This is a genomic window from Jeotgalicoccus nanhaiensis, from assembly GCF_015235105.1.
GTDB classification, from domain to species: Bacteria; Bacillota; Bacilli; order Staphylococcales; family Salinicoccaceae; genus Jeotgalicoccus; species Jeotgalicoccus nanhaiensis.
Genome location: NZ_JADGLW010000009.1, coordinates 55,337 through 77,099 on the forward strand (window position 1 = coordinate 55,337; position 21,763 = coordinate 77,099).

At 41.5% G+C, this 21,763-nt stretch carries 26 protein-coding genes, 1 rRNA gene and 1 pseudogene; 2 read left to right on the forward strand and 26 right to left on the reverse strand.

Features of this window, described 5'->3' with window-relative positions:
- Positions 1–13: 13 nt before the first annotated feature.
- The 9 genes and pseudogenes from glmU to IR135_RS10400 all read right to left on the reverse strand — a co-directional run bounded on the left by glmU (position 14) and on the right by IR135_RS10400 (position 7,705).
- The gene (gene glmU / locus IR135_RS10360; protein ID WP_135099149.1) at positions 14–1,369 is read right to left on the reverse strand and encodes a bifunctional UDP-N-acetylglucosamine diphosphorylase/glucosamine-1-phosphate N-acetyltransferase GlmU; all 1,356 of its coding nucleotides are present in this window, start codon (positions 1,367–1,369) and stop codon (positions 14–16) included.
- A gap of 248 nt (positions 1,370–1,617) precedes the next feature.
- Positions 1,618–1,920: pseudogene (spoVG, locus tag IR135_RS11600) on the reverse strand (septation regulator SpoVG); the annotation flags it as partial.
- Positions 1,921–2,000: 80 nt separating this feature from the next.
- Positions 2,001–2,375 (reverse strand): RidA family protein, encoded by a 375-nt coding sequence (locus IR135_RS10370; protein WP_135099152.1) that lies wholly within the window; start codon positions 2,373–2,375, stop codon positions 2,001–2,003.
- A 30-nt stretch (positions 2,376–2,405) separates the two neighbouring features.
- Positions 2,406–3,236: a pur operon repressor gene (purR, locus tag IR135_RS10375; protein ID WP_135099153.1), complete on the reverse strand. Its 831-nt coding sequence runs from the start codon at positions 3,234–3,236 to the stop codon at positions 2,406–2,408.
- A gap of 62 nt (positions 3,237–3,298) precedes the next feature.
- Positions 3,299–4,144, reverse strand: a complete 846-nt coding sequence (gene ispE, locus IR135_RS10380) for a 4-(cytidine 5'-diphospho)-2-C-methyl-D-erythritol kinase (RefSeq protein WP_135099154.1) — start codon at positions 4,142–4,144, stop codon at positions 3,299–3,301.
- 212 nt (positions 4,145–4,356) lie between these two features.
- Positions 4,357–5,067 (reverse strand): ABC transporter permease, encoded by a 711-nt coding sequence (locus tag IR135_RS10385; RefSeq protein ID WP_135099155.1) that lies wholly within the window; start codon positions 5,065–5,067, stop codon positions 4,357–4,359.
- Positions 5,068–5,913 (reverse strand): ABC transporter ATP-binding protein, encoded by an 846-nt coding sequence (locus IR135_RS10390; RefSeq protein ID WP_135099156.1) that lies wholly within the window; start codon positions 5,911–5,913, stop codon positions 5,068–5,070.
- A 172-nt stretch (positions 5,914–6,085) separates the two neighbouring features.
- On the reverse strand, positions 6,086–6,787 hold the full coding sequence (locus tag IR135_RS10395; RefSeq protein WP_135099157.1) for a hypothetical protein: 702 nt from the start codon (positions 6,785–6,787) through the stop codon (positions 6,086–6,088).
- A 12-nt stretch (positions 6,788–6,799) separates the two neighbouring features.
- The gene (locus tag IR135_RS10400; RefSeq protein ID WP_167753410.1) at positions 6,800–7,705 is read right to left on the reverse strand and encodes a LytTR family DNA-binding domain-containing protein; all 906 of its coding nucleotides are present in this window, start codon (positions 7,703–7,705) and stop codon (positions 6,800–6,802) included.
- A gap of 175 nt (positions 7,706–7,880) precedes the next feature.
- Between IR135_RS10400 and IR135_RS10405 the strand changes: the two genes are divergently transcribed.
- A complete protein-coding gene (locus IR135_RS10405; protein WP_115883841.1) occupies positions 7,881–8,444 on the forward strand; it encodes an NADPH-dependent FMN reductase in 564 nt (187 codons plus the stop codon).
- A gap of 47 nt (positions 8,445–8,491) precedes the next feature.
- On the opposite strand, the gene IR135_RS10410 is transcribed toward IR135_RS10405, so the two are convergent.
- The 7 genes from IR135_RS10410 to metG all read right to left on the reverse strand — a co-directional run bounded on the left by IR135_RS10410 (position 8,492) and on the right by metG (position 14,905).
- A complete protein-coding gene (locus IR135_RS10410; protein ID WP_135099161.1) occupies positions 8,492–9,055 on the reverse strand; it encodes an NADPH-dependent FMN reductase in 564 nt (187 codons plus the stop codon).
- Entirely contained in the window at positions 9,055–10,146 is a 1,092-nt protein-coding gene (locus tag IR135_RS10415) for an LLM class flavin-dependent oxidoreductase (protein WP_416212706.1), read from the reverse strand. The genes IR135_RS10410 and IR135_RS10415 overlap by 1 nt, the downstream gene beginning before the upstream one ends.
- 111 nt (positions 10,147–10,257) lie before the next feature.
- On the reverse strand, positions 10,258–10,524 hold the full coding sequence (locus tag IR135_RS10420) for a Veg family protein (RefSeq protein WP_026860087.1): 267 nt from the start codon (positions 10,522–10,524) through the stop codon (positions 10,258–10,260).
- 75 nt (positions 10,525–10,599) lie between these two features.
- Entirely contained in the window at positions 10,600–11,484 is an 885-nt protein-coding gene (rsmA, locus tag IR135_RS10425; RefSeq protein ID WP_135099163.1) for a 16S rRNA (adenine(1518)-N(6)/adenine(1519)-N(6))-dimethyltransferase RsmA, read from the reverse strand.
- Positions 11,484–12,038 (reverse strand): ribonuclease M5, encoded by a 555-nt coding sequence (gene rnmV / locus IR135_RS10430; RefSeq protein ID WP_135099165.1) that lies wholly within the window; start codon positions 12,036–12,038, stop codon positions 11,484–11,486. The genes rsmA and rnmV overlap by 1 nt, the downstream gene beginning before the upstream one ends.
- Positions 12,039–12,153: 115 nt before the next feature.
- Positions 12,154–12,918 (reverse strand): TatD family hydrolase, encoded by a 765-nt coding sequence (locus IR135_RS10435; protein WP_135099167.1) that lies wholly within the window; start codon positions 12,916–12,918, stop codon positions 12,154–12,156.
- Between the two features lie 16 nt (positions 12,919–12,934).
- Positions 12,935–14,905, reverse strand: a complete 1,971-nt coding sequence (gene metG / locus IR135_RS10440) for a methionine--tRNA ligase (protein ID WP_135099168.1) — start codon at positions 14,903–14,905, stop codon at positions 12,935–12,937.
- A 223-nt stretch (positions 14,906–15,128) separates the two neighbouring features.
- Between metG and IR135_RS10445 the strand changes: the two genes are divergently transcribed.
- Complete coding sequence (locus tag IR135_RS10445) at positions 15,129–15,407, forward strand: AbrB/MazE/SpoVT family DNA-binding domain-containing protein (protein ID WP_035810393.1); 279 nt, start codon at positions 15,129–15,131, stop codon at positions 15,405–15,407.
- A gap of 40 nt (positions 15,408–15,447) precedes the next feature.
- Here IR135_RS10445 and rsmI read toward each other — a convergent pair whose 3' ends face one another.
- The 10 genes from rsmI to rrf all read right to left on the reverse strand — a co-directional run bounded on the left by rsmI (position 15,448) and on the right by rrf (position 21,752).
- Positions 15,448–16,260, reverse strand: coding sequence for a 16S rRNA (cytidine(1402)-2'-O)-methyltransferase (gene rsmI / locus IR135_RS10450; protein WP_228063491.1), 813 nt, complete (start codon positions 16,258–16,260; stop codon positions 15,448–15,450).
- A gap of 2 nt (positions 16,261–16,262) precedes the next feature.
- Positions 16,263–16,520: a GIY-YIG nuclease family protein gene (locus IR135_RS10455; protein ID WP_245954094.1), complete on the reverse strand. Its 258-nt coding sequence runs from the start codon at positions 16,518–16,520 to the stop codon at positions 16,263–16,265.
- A complete protein-coding gene (locus IR135_RS10460) occupies positions 16,504–17,244 on the reverse strand; it encodes a tRNA1(Val) (adenine(37)-N6)-methyltransferase (protein WP_135099174.1) in 741 nt (246 codons plus the stop codon). The genes IR135_RS10455 and IR135_RS10460 overlap by 17 nt, the downstream gene beginning before the upstream one ends.
- 38 nt (positions 17,245–17,282) lie before the next feature.
- Complete coding sequence (locus tag IR135_RS10465; RefSeq protein ID WP_115883832.1) at positions 17,283–17,594, reverse strand: initiation-control protein YabA; 312 nt, start codon at positions 17,592–17,594, stop codon at positions 17,283–17,285.
- Complete coding sequence (locus IR135_RS10470; protein WP_135099176.1) at positions 17,594–18,403, reverse strand: PSP1 domain-containing protein; 810 nt, start codon at positions 18,401–18,403, stop codon at positions 17,594–17,596. Before IR135_RS10470 ends, IR135_RS10465 begins: the two co-directional genes overlap by 1 nt.
- 9 nt (positions 18,404–18,412) lie before the next feature.
- Positions 18,413–19,318, reverse strand: a complete 906-nt coding sequence (locus IR135_RS10475) for a hypothetical protein (RefSeq protein WP_135099178.1) — start codon at positions 19,316–19,318, stop codon at positions 18,413–18,415.
- 1 nt (position 19,319) lies between these two features.
- Positions 19,320–19,649: a cyclic-di-AMP receptor gene (locus IR135_RS10480; protein ID WP_026866209.1), complete on the reverse strand. Its 330-nt coding sequence runs from the start codon at positions 19,647–19,649 to the stop codon at positions 19,320–19,322.
- The gene (gene tmk / locus IR135_RS10485) at positions 19,649–20,281 is read right to left on the reverse strand and encodes a dTMP kinase (protein ID WP_209307413.1); all 633 of its coding nucleotides are present in this window, start codon (positions 20,279–20,281) and stop codon (positions 19,649–19,651) included. Before tmk ends, IR135_RS10480 begins: the two co-directional genes overlap by 1 nt.
- The gene (locus IR135_RS10490) at positions 20,275–21,519 is read right to left on the reverse strand and encodes a hypothetical protein (protein ID WP_135099182.1); all 1,245 of its coding nucleotides are present in this window, start codon (positions 21,517–21,519) and stop codon (positions 20,275–20,277) included. Before IR135_RS10490 ends, tmk begins: the two co-directional genes overlap by 7 nt.
- Positions 21,520–21,637: 118 nt before the next feature.
- A 5S ribosomal RNA gene (rrf, locus tag IR135_RS10495) occupies positions 21,638–21,752 on the reverse strand.
- Between the last annotated feature and the right edge of the window lie 11 nt (positions 21,753–21,763).

A 21,763-nucleotide genomic window follows, 5' to 3' on the forward strand; every position in this document is an offset into this window, starting at 1 on the left:
GATCCTCCAAGTATTATTTTTTATAATAGCCTTCTTTTGTCGTCTGCTTATTTCGTGCAATCGCCAAACTGTCATCAGGCACATCGTCCGTAATCGTCGACCCTGCCGCTGTAATAGAACGTTCTCCTACCGATACAGGCGCTACAAGATTGGTGTTGCAGCCGATAAAAGCATCTGCTCCGACGGTCGTTTTAAACTTATTGACCCCGTCGTAATTAACAGTAATCGCGCCGCAGCCGATATTTGCGCGTTCGCCGATGAACGCATCGCCGATATAGCTCAGGTGCGATACTTTCGCGCCGTCTTTTAACTCCGATTTCTTAACTTCAACAAAGTTTCCAATCTTCACAGCTTCTCCCAGTTTCGCTCCCGGACGCAGCTGCGCATATGGGCCGACGGTTGTGCCGCTGCCGACTTCTGCATCGGTTACTACAGAATGTTTAATTTCCGCCTTATCGCCGATTACGCTGTTGCTGATTTCACAATTGGCCGAAATAATCGCATTTTCTCCGATTACCGTATCGCCTTTAATAACAGTGTTAGGATAAATAATAGTATCCATACCAATTCTAACACTTTCATCGATGTATGTGTTCGAAGGATCGATAATTGTCACACCTTGTTCCAAATGCCGCTCGTTGATACGCTGCCTTAAAAGTTCTGAGGCACGTGCTAAAAGCAGACGGTTGTCCACATTAATAATTTCATTCTTATCCGGGGTGACAAACGCACCGACGCGGGCACCTTTACTGCTCAAAAGACCGATGGCATCAGACAGATAATACTCCTGTTCAGGATTATCATTCGAAATTTTATCGAGCACTTTAAACAGTTCACGGTTATTAAAAACAGCAGCGCCTGCGCTGACTTCTTTAATTTCTTTCTGTTCAGGCGTGATTTCAGTTTCTTCCAGTATCTCTTTGACCGTGCCGTTTTCTTTACGGAGCACGCGGCCGTAATTAGTCGGATTATCTGCATAGGCTGATAAAACTGTTGCTTTCAGCCCCGTTTTTTCATGGTCAGCGATTAAATTTCTGACCGTTTCTGCAGAAATCAGCGGCGTATCCCCGAAGATAATCAGTGTCTCGCCTTCAGCTTCACTGAGTTCCGGCGCTGTCTGCTTAACAGCATGTGCCGTGCCGAGTTGTTCTTTTTGGACTGTTATTTTAACGTCCTCCGGCAGAATTTCAGCAAACGCATCCTGCCCTGAACCTGACACGACGCGGATATCACTGATTCCCGCCGTTTTCACGGTGTTAATTACTCTCGTAATCATCGGAATTCCGCAGACCTCATGCAATACTTTCGGTTTCTTTGAATTCATTCTCTTGCCGACACCTGCAGCAACAATAATCACTCTCGTTTGCATAATTAACCCCCATTATAATACGATATTCTAATTATATTTCAGTCCATGGTATCTTTCAAGACGAAACTTAGGCCGGACCACACCGGCCCGGCCTAAACTTTCTCTATCTATTTATCATTTTCTGCAGTATCTTCCGATACTTTTGGAGAATCTTCATTTTTCACGTTTTCTTCTTTAGCAGTGTTTGAACCATCGGCGGTCTCTTCATCAACGTGTTCCGGTGTTTCTTCATCATCAGCCGGGTCTGATTCCACAGTCGGCTCACTCGCCTTTTCCTCTTTTTCTTCAGCAGGGTCAGCAGTTTCCTCGTAAACACGCATTACCTCTTCCTGTACATGCTGACGCATGCCGGAATTAATCGGGTGGGCAATATCCCTGAACTCTCCATCCGGCGTACGCTTACTCGGCATCGCAACGAACAGTCCGTTATTACCGTCTATTACACGTAAATCGTGAATAACAAATGACTCATCAAATGTTACAGAAACGAGAGCTTTCATTCTTGTATCCTGATTGTTGACTTTTCTTAGTCTTACGTCTGTTATTTTCATGTGTCTGTTCCTCCATAGATTTGTGTTTTAGATCTTCTGTGTAAAACCTATCTAGCTTAGAACCCCACTCAAATCAACAGTTACTCGAAAGATGCAACGACCTCGATCTCCACTTTTGCATCTAATGGGAGACGACTAACTTCTACACATGATCTTGCAGGTAATTTACCCGTAAAGTACTTAGCGTAAACCTCGTTAATCACTCCAAAGTCGTTCATATCGGCGATAAAAATAGTCGTTTTTACAATATTGCTGTAGCCGAGACCGGCCGCTTCCAGTACAGCTCCAATATTGTCGAGAACCTGTCTTGCCTGCTCAGCGACGTCGTCTGAAACAATCTCCCCTTCCAATGTCAGCGGCACCTGGCCTGAAGAATAGAATAAATTCCCCGTTCTCACTCCGTGGCTGTATGGTCCTACTGCTGCTGGTGCTTTGTCAGAATTAATTGGCTGCATCTTAATCATCCTCCGTAATTTAAAATAAATCTACTTGCCTGTAATGTAATCTAAACAGTTTCCTTCTTCAACTACAAATGATTCGTTAAATTCATCAATTTCTGATACTTTAAGCAATGATGTGTAATCGTTAAATCTGCGGTTCGCAACTTCTTTTGCTTCAACCAGCACGCTGACACCGACCACTGTCGCGTTGAATTCTTCCATCAGATTTGTCACACCGGTAATCGAACCGCCGGCGCGGAGAAAATCATCCACAACAAGAACGTTGGAGCCTTCTTTAAGCGTGCGTTTTGACAGCACCATCGTCTCAATTTTACGCGTTGAGCCGGAAACGTAGTTTATCGAAACTGTAGAACCTTCCGTCACTTTGTTATCTTTACGGATAACGGCCACCGGCACATTCAGTTTGCGCGCCACAGCATTGGCGAGCGAAATTCCTTTTGTCGCAATTGTGACGACTGAATCAATTTCCAGTTCACCGTACATCGTCGCAATCAAATCACCGATATCATTCATCATCTTCGGATCGCCCATAATATCCGACATGTATAAGTAGCCGCCCGGAAGAAGACGCTCGCGCGCTTCGAGTTCCGTTTTAAATTCCGAGATAATATTCTCTGCACGCTCTATACTTATTTTAGGGATGAACATCGCGCCGCCGTTCGCGCCCGCCGTCGTTTGAAGCACACCTAAACCCTCAGCATTGAGGACATCTTTAATAATGCGTATATCTTCACTGATAGAAGACTTAGCCTGGCTGAATTTATCGACATAAGTCGTCAAGGGTATCAATTTATTTGGATTCGTAATTAAATGCTGGGTCATGTAGACCAGCCGTTCGCTGCGTTTATATTTCATAGTCTAACTCCTAAACCGTATTATAGGTATTGATTTTACCATATAAGTTCGGATTTTAATACTTATCCCAGCAATCTAATTCGATAAACTTCAGCGCAGCACCCCTTCATTGCGTTGTACAGATGAATAGACTGGCGTTCTTTTCTGACGATGCCGAACACGGTCGGCCCGCTGCCGCTCATCAGCGCACCGTCAGCGCCCGATTCTTTCATATTGTCGAGCAGTTTTCTGACCTGCGGATATTTTTTCACCGTTACTTCTTCAAGATCATTTTTCAATGTTCCGAGTATTTGTTCGTAATCCTCGTCTATAATTGCTTTTTTCATTAACTCCGATGCCGGCTTATTCTTTCCAGGTTTCAGTGCGCCGTAAATTGTCTTTGTAGACACACTGACAGACGGTTTTGCCAGCACCACCCATGCATGCGGCGGTCTTGGCAGCCGTTCGATAATCTCGCCGCGTCCGGTTGCGAGCGCAGTGCCGCCGTATACACAAAAAGGAATATCGGAACCGAGTTCTGATGATAAGGCCGCGAGCTCATCGAGTCCGACACCGAGATTGTACAGCGCATTCATTCCCCTGAACGTCGCGGCAGCATCGGCAGAACCGCCGGCAAGACCTGCAGCAATTGGAATATGCTTATCGATGTTAATCGTGACGCCCGTTTTAATTTTGTAGCGGCGCATCATCAGCTGAGCCGCCTGATAGGCCAAATTGCGCCGGTCAGTCGGCACGAACTGATGATCGGATTCAATGATGATTTTTCTGTCTCTACGCTTTTCAAATGATAAATTGTCGTTTAAATCGACAGTTGTCATCACCATGCTGACTTCGTGATAACCATCATCGCGTTTATACAGCGTATCCAGAGTTAAATTAATTTTTGCTGGTGCGATTTCATAATGCATAGTTCATAGTCCTTTGCCAGATTTTTTTCGAAATATATATGTGTGTTATTTTATCATATAACAAAGGTGAATATTGATGATATTTTTAAAGATTGGCATGAGGAGTGAGCTTGAGGGTGTTCTGGTTTTACCGGGTGTCGCCGCTGCGAAAACTGCGGCGTCCATACATTAAAAAAGCACCGGACCCGCAGGATTTCGGTGCTCTTTACATATTATTCATCATTTTTACGTTTATTAAATGCCCACAGCACGAGCAGGAAGCTCACCGCGACCCAGGCAGCTAGAATGATAAATTCCATTGCTCCGCCGCTGCCTTCAAGCACAAACATGTGCTGATATATCGGAAAGTACTCTGCAATCTTGACCGCTGTGCTGTCCGGATCTGTAACCAGCATTTCAATATACGGTGTAAAACCGAAGATAAACATAATCGGAATAATATATACCGATGTCGTCGCAACTGATTTTACAACGAGGCCAAGCCCTATTCCCACATTCAGGAAAAACAGTCCTGTCAGCACGAGACTGATTATATTTTCCACAGTCCAGTAGTTTTCCGGTCCGATAATTATAATTGAAGCAACGAGTGATATTATTGTCATCAGCGTCACAACCATGCTCTTGCCGAGAATAATATCGATAATTGTCGCCGGCGACTGCAGCAGTCCTCTTAACGTATCTTTTTCATTTTCTTCAGCAATCATCGTCATAACCGCACTGAACATTACGGCAGAAAAGACGACACCTGCAAGAATCCCAAGTATTTCCAGCGGCATTTCGCCTTCTGCCCCTGCGCCGATTCCCACTCTTGAAAAGAACACCGCCATCAGTATTGGAATCAGCACCGATGTAAACAGCATCATATTTTTCATAAATTCTTTCAGGTCTTTTTCAAATATTGCCATCGCTCTTGTCATATTCATTTAAACCAGCTCCTTACCAGTTACTTTTTTAAACACTTCTCCAAGTGTCGGGAAATCTGTTCTGACATCGGCAACTTCTTCGCTGAACAGTACATTATTAAGCAGCTGTCTGTTTTCCTCTTTTTTCTCCACTGTTTTCATCGTGCCGTCGTTATAAGTAATATGGACTTCCTCGCGTTTGTATTTATGCCTTAAGTCAGATGGCGCCCCAGAGTCCTGAATAATTCCCTGATACAAAAAGGCGACTTTATCACATAGACGTGTTGCCTCATCCATATTGTGTGTCGTGAGTAAAATAGTCGTCCCGTCATCACGCAGCTCCTCAAGCATGTCGTGAATTTTTTCAGTGGTCGTCGGATCGAGTGCTGATGTCGGCTCATCGAGAAATAAAATCGCCGGTCTGTGAATGACCGCTTTACATAAAAGAATTCTCTGCTTCATTCCTTTGGATAACTTGGATACAGTTTTATCGATTTCACTTTCGAGTCCTACATCTTTCAGTACTTTTTCAACTGACCCTTTCGGCGCATTGTACAGTTTTCTGAACAGCTCCAGATTATCTTTGACTGTCAGTCTTTCATACAAAGAACTTTTATCAGATAAAATTCCAAGGCTGCTGACATAATCATTTTTCGCGAACTGTTTATAGTTGTAGCTATTAACATTCACCTCTCCGCCCGACGGTTTAAATTCACCTGTCATAATTTTAATAGTTGTGGTCTTCCCCGAACCGCTCGGGCCAAGCAGCCCAAAAATCTGTCCCGCTTCCACATTAAATGTAATACCGCGCAGGGCGCGTTCACTGACGAATGACTTTTCAAGTTCTTTTACCTGGATCATGCTCATATGATTACCTCCAATTATTTTGCTTCTGCTCTCTTAACTAAAGTTTAGACGCAAAATAAAAACACCGCGATATAATCACGGTGAGTTGTAGGAAATAAATATTGAACTGTGTACTATATCTATCCGCCGGGCTGTTAAATTCCCGAAGTGTACAGCACAGCTCTGAACTGTACTACAATGTTTTAGCACGTTTCAGCACTGCTAAATAGACTGAGAAGGTCGTCAAACCTAACCATATCAGCATAATAACGTAGGGCATTACACCAGCGTTATTATGTATCGCCATTAATTGATATACAGGAGTCCATTCAGCCAGTTTCATTAACAGGTGGCTGTCATTCAGAAAAAACGTTTCAATAATAGGTGTCATTCCTAATAAAAACAAGACGACCACACCGTAAACAGTCGAAGTCGACTGCAGTTTAGCAAGCAGTCCCGCAATTAATCCTAAATTCAGGAATACTAAAGCTGCAATACCTAATCCTGATACAAGAGGCCAGCTGAGCACATCTACTTGTCCTGCAATCAAGAGCGAGATAACAGTAACTGCTGCAGTAACAAATAATACCAGTATACTTCTGCCTGCTATACCATTCATTAAATCCGATACATTATGTGTGACAAGCTTCAATAAACCATGTTCATTTTCTTCGGCGTATAACATTAAGGGAACATTGGTTGCTATTGAAGCAAGTGCTGTCCCGAGGAGTATAAATATCATTGCATCCGGCAAATCCTCTCTGACGTTGCGTGCCGGTGTACTGTACATCAAAGCCATAATCGGAGGCATGAGCAAGACTGTCAGAACTGCATAGTTTGTAAAATATTCTCTAATATCTCTATATATCGTCGCCCGTATTTTAAATAGATTCATAAGGTCACCTTTTTATAATTTTAGTAATTTATCCTGTATTTCGTTGAATTTAGTTCGGGATAACGGGATTCTGGACTTTTCCGAATTATCGATAATGACAGAATAAGTGTTTTTAGACCATGTAATAATTTCTTTTACTTTATGAAGATTAACGAGATAAGAACGGTGGCAGCGGTAAAAACCGTGAGCTTCGAGCTGTTCTTCTGCCCCCTGCAGGGTCGATTCCATTATAAATTTCTCCGAGCCGAGATTAATGTATACTTTACCATCATGACTTTCCAGATATTCAATCTCTTCTATAGTGACAAAAATCGTTTTATCATGTGCTTTCACTTTAATTTTGCTCACATTAGAAGAGCTGTCATCTTCAGTATTATCCGTTGTCTCAACTGTCTCGAGCCCCTGTTCGCTTAATTTCATAACATCCGGCTGAACTATAAAGGCATCTTCCAGTCTCGACGATGCAACCAACAGTGATTTCTCCTGCTGAATAAGCTGGTCTTTCATTTTATGAAACAGATGAATGTTATCATTAACTGTATTTAAAAATGGATCGATAAAAACTATATGCTGATTATTGCTGAGCAGAGCATGGATATAAGCCAGTTTCTGAATGTCAGTCCGGTTCAACTTTGACAGGCTTGATACGGAGTCTGTAATATTAAATTGCCGGATTAAATCTTCTGTTTTCAATGGACTATTGTACCATTTTCTCAAATATTCAATATGCACTTTTAAATTCAGCCGTTTATAATATAAAAGGCCGCCTGAAAATACATGGGCACCTGCCTTCTCCATCGTATCGGAAAAAGTTTCAGCGAGCTCATACGGTATTTGCACTGCAAGACTTTTGCCGGCCTTCATTTTAATTTTTCCATTAGACGGACGGCCCGTGATTTTTTGAATTTCTATATCCATTGTCATTGCTCCTGTCGTATGAAATCTCTTTAAATTTACCATGGAAACGTAATCATGACAATTTCACTGAAAAGATTAAGCAAAAGTCTTTATTTTCAATTCGAAATACTGTATATTAATAATCAGTTACAAAATGTAACTTAATAATAAATGAACACTCCGGAGGAATTATACAATGACTAAAATTGGTATTGTTACAGGAAGTACACGTGACTCACGCGTTAACTTACAAGTTGCAGAGTGGCTTAAAGACTTTGCTGAAAAATTAGATACAGGTGCTGAATTCGAAATCGTAGATATTAAAGATTACGAAGCACCATTGTTTAAAGAATCTTTACCGCCGTTAATGGCTAATAAACAATACGGTTCTGATGTAATCAATAACTGGTCAGCTAAAATTGATTCACTTGACGGTTATATTTTTGTTACACCTGAATACAACAAAGCTGTTTCACCGGCACTGAAAAACCTCCTTGACTACATCGGACCTGAATTCGGTAATAAATCAGCAGGAATCGTTGGCTACGGCTCAACTTTAGGTGTTGCTGCAACACTTTCACTGCGTCAAATTCTTTCTAACTTCAATGTGGCAACTGTTGGACCTTTCGGTGCATTCAGCCTGTTCACTGACTTTGAAGAAATGTCTAAATTCGCACCTGCTGAAATACACAATCCGACTATTGAAGCTGTAATCACTACTACAGTTAACTGGGCTAACGGACTTAAATCAATCAGATAAGACAGATAAAAAACCTTTCAGGAACTTTGTCCTGAAAGGTTTTTTATTTAAAAGCCGAAAGAATCGTTAAATTTTTCAAGCACCGCCTGGTGTGCTTCTGCATTATTAAATGTATTATCCACGAGTGCACCCAGCCTGAACAGAATATCATCGTTCTCGATTCCTTCTGAGCCGAAGTCCTGATCCAGAATATATACATATCCCGGAACAATATTTGCTTTCATATATGACAGAATCGGTTTCAGCTGCTGTTCCGCCACCAGATAATGTCTGAGTGAGCCGGCAGTAATAATCATGCCGATGGTTTTATTCAGAAAAGCATCCGGCGGCAGCAAGTCAAATAAGTTTTTTAAAGGCCCCGGTATGGATGCCTGGAATATCGGTGTGCCGATAAATACGACATCCGCTTCCATTATTTTAGTCAGTGCTTCAGTTGTCGCACCGCCGTAGTCCAAATAATTTCTGCCATCGCTGAACGGCATATCGTAATCTTTTAAGTCGATATATTCAACTTCGTGAACGTTTAATGATTCAACCTTTTCTCTGAGTGCCGTCGTCGCTTTCCGCGTTTTGCTCCCGACGACTGAACCGCTGATGATTACTGCTTTCATTATTGTTCCCCCTGTGGTTTTGTATATTTTTTAATGGCAGGCAGTATCTTTTCGCCAATAATGTCTATATTACGTTTAATATCATCCAGTGTCACACCGCCGAAATCCAGCTGGGCGATATAACGGTCATGATTAAATAATTCATGCTGATAAAGAATTTTCTCAATAATCAGACCAGGATCGCCAACGTTAATTACACTGCGATAATCCTGTCCCTCGGCAAAGCCCTGCTTCGGGAAGCCCTGACCGTTCGATTTTTTCATGCCTTCATTAATATGAGGGTAGTATTTTCTGTATGCTGCAAGTTTATCTTCATGTGCAAAGAAAAATCCAGCAGTCGCTACAGGCAGTTTAGACACATCGTAGCCTCTTTCTTCCGCCGTCTGTCTGTATAAATCAATACGGCTCTTAAAGGCTTCAGCCGGCCCGCCGAGGTGCGCCTGATACATCGGCACTCCTGCGAGACCTGCTTTATGGGCAGAGGCCATTGAGCCTCCGACCGCCCGCCAAATCGGCAGTCCGTTCTTATCATTCTCGGGACGCGGAATGACATGAGCATTTTTTAAAGGCGCACGGAATTCTCCCTGCCAGTTCACATACTCATTTTCATTTATATTTAACAGAAGATCAAACTTTTCTTCAAACAATGCTTCATAATCATTCAGACTGTAGCCGAGTAAATCATAGAGCCCGACACGTGAAGCCCGGCCTGCAATAATTTCCATGCGTCCGTCTGAAATAAGATCGATTGTCGATGCATCTTCAAATACACGCACCGGGTCCGATGTACTGATAATCGTTGAGCCTGAAGCAATTTTTATCTGCTTTGTCGCTTGTGCAATGGCCGATAAAATAATCAGATGAGCCTGAGACGCGAAATAATCCTGATGGGACTCACCGATCTGAAAGGTATCAATTCCCGCCTGTTCTGCGTACTCAGCCGTTTCGATAATTTCTTTAATACGCTGGCTTGCAGGAATTCTCTGTCCTGTATGCGGATTCGGCAAATGATCTCCGAGGGTATACAGACCAAATTCAAGCCCCTGGCTTTTATCGATTTCCGGCATGATATGAGGGTTATTTGTATTCATAAGTCACACTCCGTATATTATATATTTTTAATAATATATATCTTTATACCTGCATGCTCAACATACGCTCATAAAACAAAAAAACCATCCTTTCGGATGGTTTTTAATATGTTATTGAATTAAAAATTCTTCTGTAAAATCGTCGTTATAAAAAGTAACTTCTACATTTGATGTTAACACGTCTGTGTATGTATAAGATACACGCTCAAAATTATGTTCGTCTTGATCTAGTTCAACTACGAAAATCGATGGATATGTTTCTCTTAAAATACCTTTTCTTTCAATCAACTTCTTGCGTCCTCCGTTTGCGCGAAGCACACATGGATTTCCTAACTGACAATCAAGAATCTTTTTGATGTCGATTAATGTTTTTGGCATTATACCCCACCTCACTAAGTCCATTATAGCAAGTTTACATAATTCTGTCAAAAATCAGCCAATTTCTCAACATTTTTAAGCGAAATCCAAGTCACTTTTCTTGAAAGCATCGTAAATTTCCTTATAATCTTCAAGCGATAAACTTTCACCGCGGCGTGCCGGATCAATTCCCGCTTCTTCAAACAGCGTTCTGATTTCATCTTTTCTTTTCTTTCCGTCAGCAAACAATGACTGATAGTTGTTCAGTATTGTTTTACGGCGATGCAGAAATGCGCCTCTTGTTAACTTGAAAAAAGTTTCTTCATCATCAATATCTACTTTTTTCTGAGTGCGGTTTTTTAATTCTACAATAATAGAATCGACGTTCGGCGGTGGCATGAATACGGTTTTTGGAACATTTTGAACTGTTTTAGCCTCTGTATAATAATCGATCGCAATCGATAAAGAACCATATGCTTTTGAATTCGGTGACGCACTGATACGTTCTCCGACTTCTTTTTGCATCATGACGTAATAACGTGAAATCGGCAGATGTGCAGTCAGGAAGTTCATCAGTATCGGCGTCGTAATATAATACGGCAGGTTTGCGACAACCACGATATCATCGCAATCGCTTAAGAATTCTTCGATACGAGCCGGGACATCGGCTTCCAATATATCTTCATTGATAACTGTCACGTTATCATAATCGCTTAACGTATCATTAAGTACCGGAATCAGACGCTGGTCAATTTCAAAAGCCAGCACTTTTCCTGCATTGATTGCAAGATGCTCCGTCAGTGATCCAATCCCCGGTCCCACTTCAATGACACCTGTATTTTTATTAATATCCGCTTTATGAATGACTTCTTTAATAACATTGGAGTCGATTAAAAAGTTCTGTCCAAGACTTTTCTTAAAAGTAAAATGGTGCTTGTCGAGTATTTCTTTAGTCCGCCCTATAGTAGCAATATGTTTCATCAGTTATTCACTTCCAGCCCTTTTAATATTTCTTCAACTTTTTCAGGTGAGATGCTGTAGCGGTTCAGTTTTTTTCGCAGCTGAGTTGCGTTCGCATAACCGATATTCAGCTGTTCCGTTAAATACTCGCGTCGTTCTTTCGCTTGTGAATTGCCCGATAAACGGAAATACTGCATATCCTGAATTGTTATCAGTTCCTCTTTAACCTGCCGGCTCGTCTGGCAGTTTTCGAGCGCTGCTTGTATATCTTCGATTCGGGCATGCTCCACGCCTACACTATTATGACCAAGTGCTTTATGTTTTGGTAAAAACGCCTCTTTAATATCAGGGAAACGTTCAATAATTGTATTTCTTATTTTATGACCCGGAAAGTCAGGATCCGTGAAAATAATCGCTCCGCGTGAATTCAAGGCAACTTCTATTTCTTCAAGTGTCCGTTCATTGATTGCCGAACCATTCGTTTCAATCGTCTCGCAGATAACAGCTTCTTTAAGTCTGCGTGTGTCGTCCCTGCCTTCGACAATAATAATTTCTTTAATTACAGGTTTTTCCATACATCTCCACCTCTTATACTTCGTTTAGTATCATACCATATTTTAAGATTTCTTATCTTCAGCGCACTAAAAAAGTGCTTCACCTCAACCAAAGTCAAAGTGAAACACTTTCATTTCAGATGTTATATAATCTTTTTGCGTTCGCAGTCGTTGCAGCGGCCAGGTCTTCATAACTCATATCGCGCAGCTCTGCAATTTTTTCTGCTACCAGTTTTACATGTGCCGGTTCATTGCGCTTGCCGCGGTATGGATGCGGTGTTAAATACGGTGCATCCGTCTCCACAAGCAGACGGTCGAGCGGAACATGAACAGCGATGTCTTTAGGCAGCTGCGCATTTTTAAATGTCACCGGACCGCCAAGTGATACATAGAAATTCATATCGATAATTTCGTCGGCTGTCTTTTCATCGGCACTGAAAGCGTGCATAATGCCGCCGATTTCCTGTGCATTTTCTTCTTTCAGAATTTCCACACAATCCTCCGTCGATTCACGGTTATGAATAATAATTGGCAGACCGACGCGTTTCGCTAATGCCAGCTGACGTCTGAACAGTTCTTTCTGGACATCTTTCGGTGATTTGTCCCAGTGATAATCGAGGCCTGTTTCACCGATGCCGACAATTTTTTTATGTTTGGACAGTTCTTCTATCCACTTCAGATCTTCATCAGTACAATCGACAGCATCGACCGGATGCCATCCGATGACCCCGTAAATATCATCATATTCTTCAATGAGTTCCATGGTGCGTTCAATCGACGGACGATCACAGCCGATAACAACCATTTTCTCGAGTCCGTTCTCTCTCGCGCGTGCGATTACTTCCTCGAGATCTTCGTCGTACTGGTGCGCATTCAGATGGACGTGTGTATCGATTAACACATAATCACTCCCTGATTTATTTTACAATACTGCCGTTTTCTATGCCGTCAGGCACATCAATTAATGTTAAACGGCTGCCCATTTCTGCAGTTAAAATCATACCTTCTGATTTCTCTCCGCGCAAGGTTACAGGCTGCAGATTCGTCACGACAAGCACTTTCTTGCCGATAATATCTCCCGGTTCATAATGCTCGTGAATCCCCGAAACAATCTGGCGCTCTTCAGTGCCTAAATCCACTTGGATTTTCAGCAGCTTTTTCGCTTTCTTCACTGCTTCTGCTGCAGTAACAGTCGCGACTTTAATTTCCACTTTATTAAAGTCATCAATTGTAATTTTTTCAGCCGTTTCTGTTTCTTCCTGTTCCTCTTCTGCTTCAGGCGGACGCATTTGATTTTTAATATGTGTGACTTCTTCTTCAACATCCAATCTTGGATAAATTGGTGTCGGTTTAGCCAGCTGGCCGGCAGGTTTTATAATGCCATAGCTTAATACTGATTCATACGTCTGCTGGTTTTCATCAGTAATATTCAGCTGTTTGAAAATTTCTTTCGGACCATGAGGCAGGTAAGGGCTCAAAAGGATAGCCGCAATACGGATGTTTTCTGCGAGATGCACCATCACGTTGCCGAGTGCTTCTTTGTTTGCCTCATCTTTCGCCAGCACCCAAGGCGCAGTTTCATCAATATATTTATTCGAGCGTCCGATAATTGTCCATACTGCTCTTAAAGCATGACTGAACTGCATTTTTTCCATGGCAGTTTCATATTCTGAAACGCTGTCTTTAACAGCTGTTTCAAGGCTTTTATCGAAATCGGTATGTGCACCTGTATACTCCGGTACATATCCGTCAAAATATTTATTAATCATTGAGATTGTACGGTTAACCAGGTTGCCGAGATCATTTGCCAGATCAAAGTTAGTGCGCTCGATAAACGACTCCGGTGTAAATACGCCGTCAGAACCGAAAGGCACTTCGCGCATTAAGTAGTAACGGAGCGAGTCAAGACCGTAGCGCTCTACAATCTGATCAGGATAAATAACATTCCCTTTGGATTTCGACATCTTTCCGTCTTTCATTAAAAGCCAGCCGTGGCCGAGTAATTTCTTCGGCAGAGGCAGATCCAGCGCCATCAGCATAATCGGCCAGTAAATCGCATGGAAACGTACAATTTCTTTACCGATCATATGCACGTCTGCAGGCCAATATTTTTTAAACAGTTCGTCATCGTCTGTAGAATAGCCGAGTGCAGTAATATAGTTTGCCAAGGCATCAATCCACACGTAAACGACGTGTTTCGGATCTGATTTAACCGGCACGCCCCATTTAAATGTCGTTCTCGATACAGCGAGGTCCTCAAGTCCCGGTTTTATAAAGTTGTTCAGCATTTCGTTTTTACGCGCTTCCGGCTGGATAAAGTCGGGGTTATCTTCGTAATACTGGACAAGACGGTCTGCATATTTACTCATTCTGAAGAAGTAGCTCTCTTCTTTAACAAGTTCAACATCATGTCCGCTCGGTGCTCTGCCGCCGATCATTTTACCGTCTTCATCGCGGTATACTTCATCGAGCTGCGTTTCGGTAAAGAATTCCTCATCCTGAACCGAGTACCAGCCTTCGTATTCACCAAGGTAAATATCGCCCTGCTCAAGCAGGCGCTCAAAAATGTACTGTACAGCAGCTTTATGTTTATCACTTGTCGTACGAATAAACTGATCGTACGTAATATCGAGCGATTTCCATAAATCTTTTATGCTCTCCGCCATATCATCGACGTAGGCCTGAGGTGAAACCCCCATGTTATCAGCTTTCTGTTCTATTTTCTGACCGTGTTCGTCGGTTCCTGTTAAGTAGTATACGTCGTAGCCTCTCAGGCGTTTATAACGTGCCATTACATCACATGCAATTGTAGTATATGCATTCCCGATATGGAGTTTTCCACTGGGATAATAAATTGGCGTAGTGATATAAAATGTTGGTTTTGTCATGGGACATCCTCCTATAATATACTTATCTAATATATCTAATTTATGTATGTTTTTCAATTCGGAACAGTTTTTAATAGTTTTCCCATTATTTTTGTGCTATAGTCATGAATATCCAATTTCGGGTAATAGTTTCGCAGCTTATTTTTCCATTTTCTGCACAAGACATTTCGAAAATTGGATATAATCCATTATATTTTGGTTAACTATGTAGGAGGAATTACTAATGAAATCTACTGGAATTGTGCGTAAAGTTGATGAACTTGGACGCGTCGTTATTCCAATTGAACTGCGTCGCGTACTCGATATCGAAGTTAAAGATGCACTGGAAATTTTCACTGATGACGATAAAATCATTCTAAAAAAATACCAGCCCCGCATGACTTGCGCCGTGACCGGCGATGTATCCGACGACAACATGTCTCTTGCTGACGGTAAAATTGTACTCAGCAAAGAAGGCGCCGATCAGCTAATCAAAGAAATTCAAAAGAAAATCGATAAATAATTTAAAGAATCCCGGCCGTGAATATTTCATTCACGGCTTTTTATTTATGAAATTCGTTATATACTTCCTGCTTTTTCAAGCCGCGCAGTTCCGCAACCAGTTTAATCGCATCTTTCGGGCGCATACCTTCTTCAACGAGTTCAGTTACATGCTCCTTTGGTGTCCCCGTAAATGTGGACTGTTCTTCCTCATAACTGTCTATAACGACAACAAATTCTCCTTTTAAAGGAATACCGTTATCCAGCTGTGATAAAATTTCATCCGCTGTGCCTCTGACATGCTGTTCAAACTTCTTCGTAATTTCTCTCGATACACTGACGATTCTGCCGCTGTCAATTTTATTTATTTCCGTCATCAGAGTTTTCATTCTGTGCGGTGATTCGTATAGAACTGACGTATATTTATGGTGCATTATTTCAGATAATTTCTCTCTCTGTTTCGATGCACTTTTCGGCAAAAAGCCAAAATATGTAAATTCATAACTGGCAATCCCGCTCGCTACAAGCGCCATCGTAAAAGCAGAAGCTGCAGGAATAACCGCGTACGGCAGTTTTTCATCCTGCATGCGGCTGACAAGTTCAAAACCGGGATCCGATATTACAGGCATACCGGCATCGGTCACAAGAGCATAGGTTTTGCCATGCTTTATATCTTCTATAATAGATTCGGTCGCTTCTTCTTTATTGAAATCATGGTAGCTTTTAAGCGGCGTGTCAATATTAAAATGTGTGGTTAATTTACGGGTAATACGCGTATCTTCACATAAAATTGCATCTGCTTCTTCAAGCGTTTTAATCGCTCTGTAAGACATATCATCCAGATTTCCTATCGGTGTCCCGGTAATGTATAACATTATTATCCTCCTATTAACGATAATTTCTGCTGCTTTGTCAGCTGTTTAATCGCGTATTCGCGTTTCAAGGCGCTGCTTTTTGAATCGAGCACTTCGACGTAGCGCAAGGTCACAGGCAGTCTGCCCCGGGTATATTTCGCGCCAAGGCCGGCATTGTGTTTTGTAATACGCGCATCGATATCAGCTGTGTAACCTGTATACAGACTGCAGTCGCTGCATTCAATAATATAAACGTAATACTGTCTATCCTCTGTTGTCACCGTAATATACCTCAAGCATCTCATCTGAATATACCTGATCCGCCTTATAAATATAAAATGGCGGCAGTATATCCGCATATGCATTTGAATTAAAAATCGCTTCTACGACTATGAACATCGCTGTCCTGCTGTTTGTATCATTGTAGACATACTGTGCACGTCTGACCCTGAAACCCTGGTTATGCAGCTCTGTAAAGACTTCAGCGCTGCGCTCTGCACGGTGCACCATATACAGCCTGCCCTTATTCGTTATTAAATAACGGCAGGCTTCGACGATGCCTTTTAAATCGATGTGAAGTTCATGCCGCGCAATGCTCTGCGGTCCTTTGTCCTTTAAAGGCTGGTTGCTTGTAAAATAAGGCGGGTTCACTGTAATGACATCATATGAGGAATGTTTCATCGAAGTTTTAAGTGACTTAATATCTGCATTATATATTGTAATCTGGTCTGATTTCCCATTCATTTCAATACTGCGTTCTGCCATATCTGCGAGCAGGCTCTGTATTTCAACAGCATCTATCGGCTTTGCAGCACGGCTGGACAAAAGCAGCGGTATAATGCCGTTACCGCTGCACAAGTCCATGATTCTGTTGTCGCGTTTATTTATTTTCACAAAATTTGCAAGCAGCAGTGCATCGACAGAAAATGAAAAAGTTTCACTGCTTTGAATAATACGCATATTTTCTCTGAACAGTTCATCTATGCGTTCATATGGTTTTAACATTGATTTCACTCCAAAAAGAAAAGCAGCTCATCGCTGCTTTAACTTTGTCTTTCATTAAAAAATGCCTGGCAGAACAAGCAGTCGTCTCCGTGCCTGTGTGTGCCGAAATGAATACTGCATACATGAAATCCTTCATCGTATAAACTTTTCAGTGAGTTTTCTTTAAAGGGAGAATCTGCTGTTTCTTTATCATTTAAAAGCTGTTCATAATTCTCTTTTTCAAGTTCCAGACTGACATTTTCTTCGACCAGTTTTACAGTAAGTTCTTTCAGTATACGCACTTCTTCATCCATGGTTTTTATATTGCGCTCAAGCTGCTGAATATGAAGGAACAGTTTTTCACGATCCATTAATTCACAACCTCTAGCTTATCTATATCTTCTTCGCCATATTCTTCGATATAATCATCGGAACCCTTTACCCTGACGGCCAGGTCCAGTATGTTAATACCGATAACTTTACCGATGCCCGCCGGTGTTTTCACTTTGGCACCGACATCAGGCAGTTTTATACGCGCATCTTCGTAATATTCATCTTCGTAATTTAAACAGCACATCAGGCGTCCGCATGCTCCTGATATTTTACTTGGAGAAAGCGATAAATCCTGATTCTTCGCCATTTGGATACTCACAGGAACAAAGTCTCCTAAAAAAGTTGAACAGCAGTGTGCACGGCCGCAGGGACCGATACCGCCTAAGTACTTCGCTTCATCTCTGACGCCAATCTGACGCAGTTCGATACGTGTTTTAAAGCGCGTCGCGAGTATTCTGACAAGTGATCTGAAATCTACTCTGTCATCTGCAGTAAAGTTAAAAATAAGTTTTTTCATATCAAGTGTAAACTTGGCATTCACGAGATTCATATTAAGTTTTTCGTCTTTAATTGCACTTGCACAAAATTCTAATGCAGCTTCAGCTTTTTCTTCATTAGTTTTGAATTTTATTAAATCTTCTTCTGTTGCCAGACGAAGAAATTTACCGTCGGGTTCTACAATATTATCTTTTGGGATTTCATAAGTGCCTTTCACTACATTCAGCAGTTCAAGACCTCTTTTTGTTTCGGCGACGATATAATCACCGCGTTCTATGGAATCATCACTGCATGTGATGTATAAGTTATCGTAATAATCAAGTTGCGTGACCTTGATGATTTTAAGCATATTTATTCATCAACCTTTCGCACCTATGACCATACCTTCAAAAACAAGCATTGGATTAACATTAAATGAAAGCAGCTGGTTCGCTTTTTGAATTTCTTCGAGCATCCTCGTCAATTTTACCGTATTTACATCATTACCTTCCGGCATTGCTGATTCATACGGTCTAAAATTATCCAGACCGATGGTCTTATGCAATGTCTGACGGATAAATCCGGCAAGGAGCTGCAGCATCAGTTCATAATCTTTTCGTTCATCACAAATATCGACTATCTTTTTAGCATCGATTAAAACAAGCGGATGATTATGTATCCAGCGAGTACCAAAGCTGATAGCTTCTGTCCGCATTTCACTGAATTTATCAGCCATTTCGTTGACATGGCGAGCATTCAGCAGAAGAGCATTGACAGTCGCTGTTTCAGCTTCACTTAAATTCGGCAGCGAATTCTCGCGGTCGCCGTCCTCTCCCTGGATATGGATGTGCTGGCTTCTCGAATGTATCGTCGGCAGTATGCCGCTTTTATTTATCGTTAATAAAATCGCAATAGTTTTTTCAGGCGGTTCTTCTAAAAATTTCAGTATACTGTTTTCAGCTTGCGGAGTCAGTTTTTCAAACTGCTCAATAATATACACTTTGTAGTCTGATTCGATTGGTTTCTGGTTCATCTGGCGGACAAGCTGTTCGATGTCTTCTTTTTTAATCGTCGTTTCAGCTGTCGATAAATAATATAAATCCGGATGGTTGCCTGAATCAATCAGCATCTCATTCCGCGTATTTTCGCCGAATATATGCAGCGCAAAAAACTTGCTGTATTTACGCAGCGTTTCTATTGCATCACCTTCGAACATATAAGTATGACTCAGCTTATTGTTCTCGATAATTTTTAATAATTGTTTCTGTACAATACTGTTATTCATCTTAAAATCTTTCAAATTGTTCTATCGGTAAAACAAAAACAGTGGCGCCGCCGACCTCAACTTCAACCGGGTAAGGAATATAAGAATCTGCATTTCCGCCCATAGGGGTTACCGGTGCTACAGTCTGCTCACGGTTACCACATGTGTCGTCAATAAGTTTAAGCAGTTCGTCCACACGAGCATCTTCAACCCCGCAAAGGAATGTAGTATTCCCTGCACGCAGAAAACCGCCTGTAGAAGCAAGTTTCGTATTTCGGAAATCATTTTTTGTTAATTTGTCATTTAATCTTTGGCTGTCATGGTCCTGTACAATAGCAATTACCATTTTCATTATTCTTCACCTCTAGATTGTATATAAGTATTTATAATATTTAATGTATCGCTTACAACGCTGTCAACTGACTGGGATGCATCTACAACTTTAATTCTGTTCGGATATAATACCGATAACTCATTATAACCCGAGACTACTTTTTTGTGAAAGTCTATAGTTTCTTCATCCAGGCGGTTGTTCTCACGATTATTGTCATGTATCCGCTCGAGTCCTGTTTTTGGATCAAGCTTTAAATAAATTGTTAAGTCCGGCATATGAGTATCAATAGCAAATTTGTTTATTGCCATTATATCATCAAAACCGATGCCGCGGGCGATACCCTGATAAGCAAGCGAACTGTCGATAAAACGATCGCACAGTACGATTTTACCTGCCTCAAGTTCTGGTATTACACGTTCGACAAGATGCTGCCGGCGGGATGCTGCAAAAAGCAAAGCTTCTGTCCTGCCATCCATATCGTGCTCTTTTGTCAGCAGTATTTCGCGAATTTTTTCACTGATTGGTATCCCCCCTGGTTCACGTGTTTTCACGACTTCATGCGAATCTGATAACAATACTCTGATATGTTCTATAACCGTCGTTTTACCGGATCCTTCGGGACCTTCAAAAGTGATGAAATAACTCATAATTCTGCCTCATTCATATAATAGTTAATGTTATATTGTATACCCTCTATTTTAACATGATTAACTTGATAGTGCTTTACCCTTTTCAAATCCCGCTCTGTAATTGCAGTACCCTTTAACACAAGCGGTACTCCCGGAGGATAGGGAACAATGTTTGCTACGCATATTTTACCTTCAAGTATATCTATACCCTTAACTGTTCCTTCACTGGAAACTGCTGGAGTTAATTTTGAAATTTTATGAAGCAGTTCTTTAAAGGGATAGCTGTCCCCTTCATGCCAAAGCGGAAGACACCAGAGCACCCCTTCATCGGTAACCATCTCGGAGTATACACCAGTCTTTCGAAAACTCAGCTCCAGGTTGTATGCTCCTCTTTTCCATGTCAGCATAAGTTTTGCAGGATCATCCTGTTCAGCAACTTCGATTTCAGCTTCTTTAAGACAATGTATCAGTACTGCTCTTTTCTTAAAAAAAATATTGTCATTATATTCCTTATAAAATTGCTGTGCGTATTCGATAGAAGCCAGTACGAGATACGACGGGCTCGAAGTTTCAAAATGATTAATATAATGCATTATCCGCTGATGCAGCTGAATATCTTTCGTAAACAGTACAGAAGCCATCGTCAGAGCAGGAAGCATTTTATGATACGACTCAACCACAACATCTGCCTCCGCCAGCAGCAGTGACTCTTTAAAATTCTCAGTAATCGATAAATGAGCACCGTGCGCTGCATCTATAATACTGAAGCCGCTATTATTTCTTATGTATTCTATATGCTGCTTGATATTTTTAACCAAACTGCCGGTATATGCAGGAGAAGTAAATATTACACAGCTGCTGCCGAGTTCTGACTCATACAGCTCTTCTGCGGAAATCACGGTATAATCAGCATTTACTAATGATATACCGTGATATACGGATTTATGTGCTTCTCCGATAATATAAAAATTAGAAACTTTTTCATTCAGAGCATAGATGCTGGAAATGATTCCGTTAGTCGTACCGTTTACCATCGCTTGTGCATGATAGCCTTCACTTTTTTGCGCAAGTTCTGCATTCAGCTGATCTAATACTTCTGATGGATCGTGAAGATCATCAAGACCCGGTATTTCTGTTAAATCATATCCCGGCTTAATGACATCTGACAGTTTTCCGATTGTATTATTTTTATGCCCAGGTACATGCATTGAAACCGCACCTTCAATATGAAAGCTTTTTAACTTATTAATAAGAGACATATATACCTCCGATAGTTGTTATAGCATTATTATACTATAGAAAAAAGAACAAAAAAAAGAGACCTATAAAGGTCTCAATGCGGCTCATCGCATCCATATATTGAATATGTTATGTACAGCCTGGCAGCGTCCTACTCTTGCGGGACGTCAGTCCAACTACCATCGGCGCTGGAGAGCTTAACTGCTGTGTTCGACATGGGAACAGGTGTGGCCTCTCCGCCATCGCCGCCAGACTATTGAATGT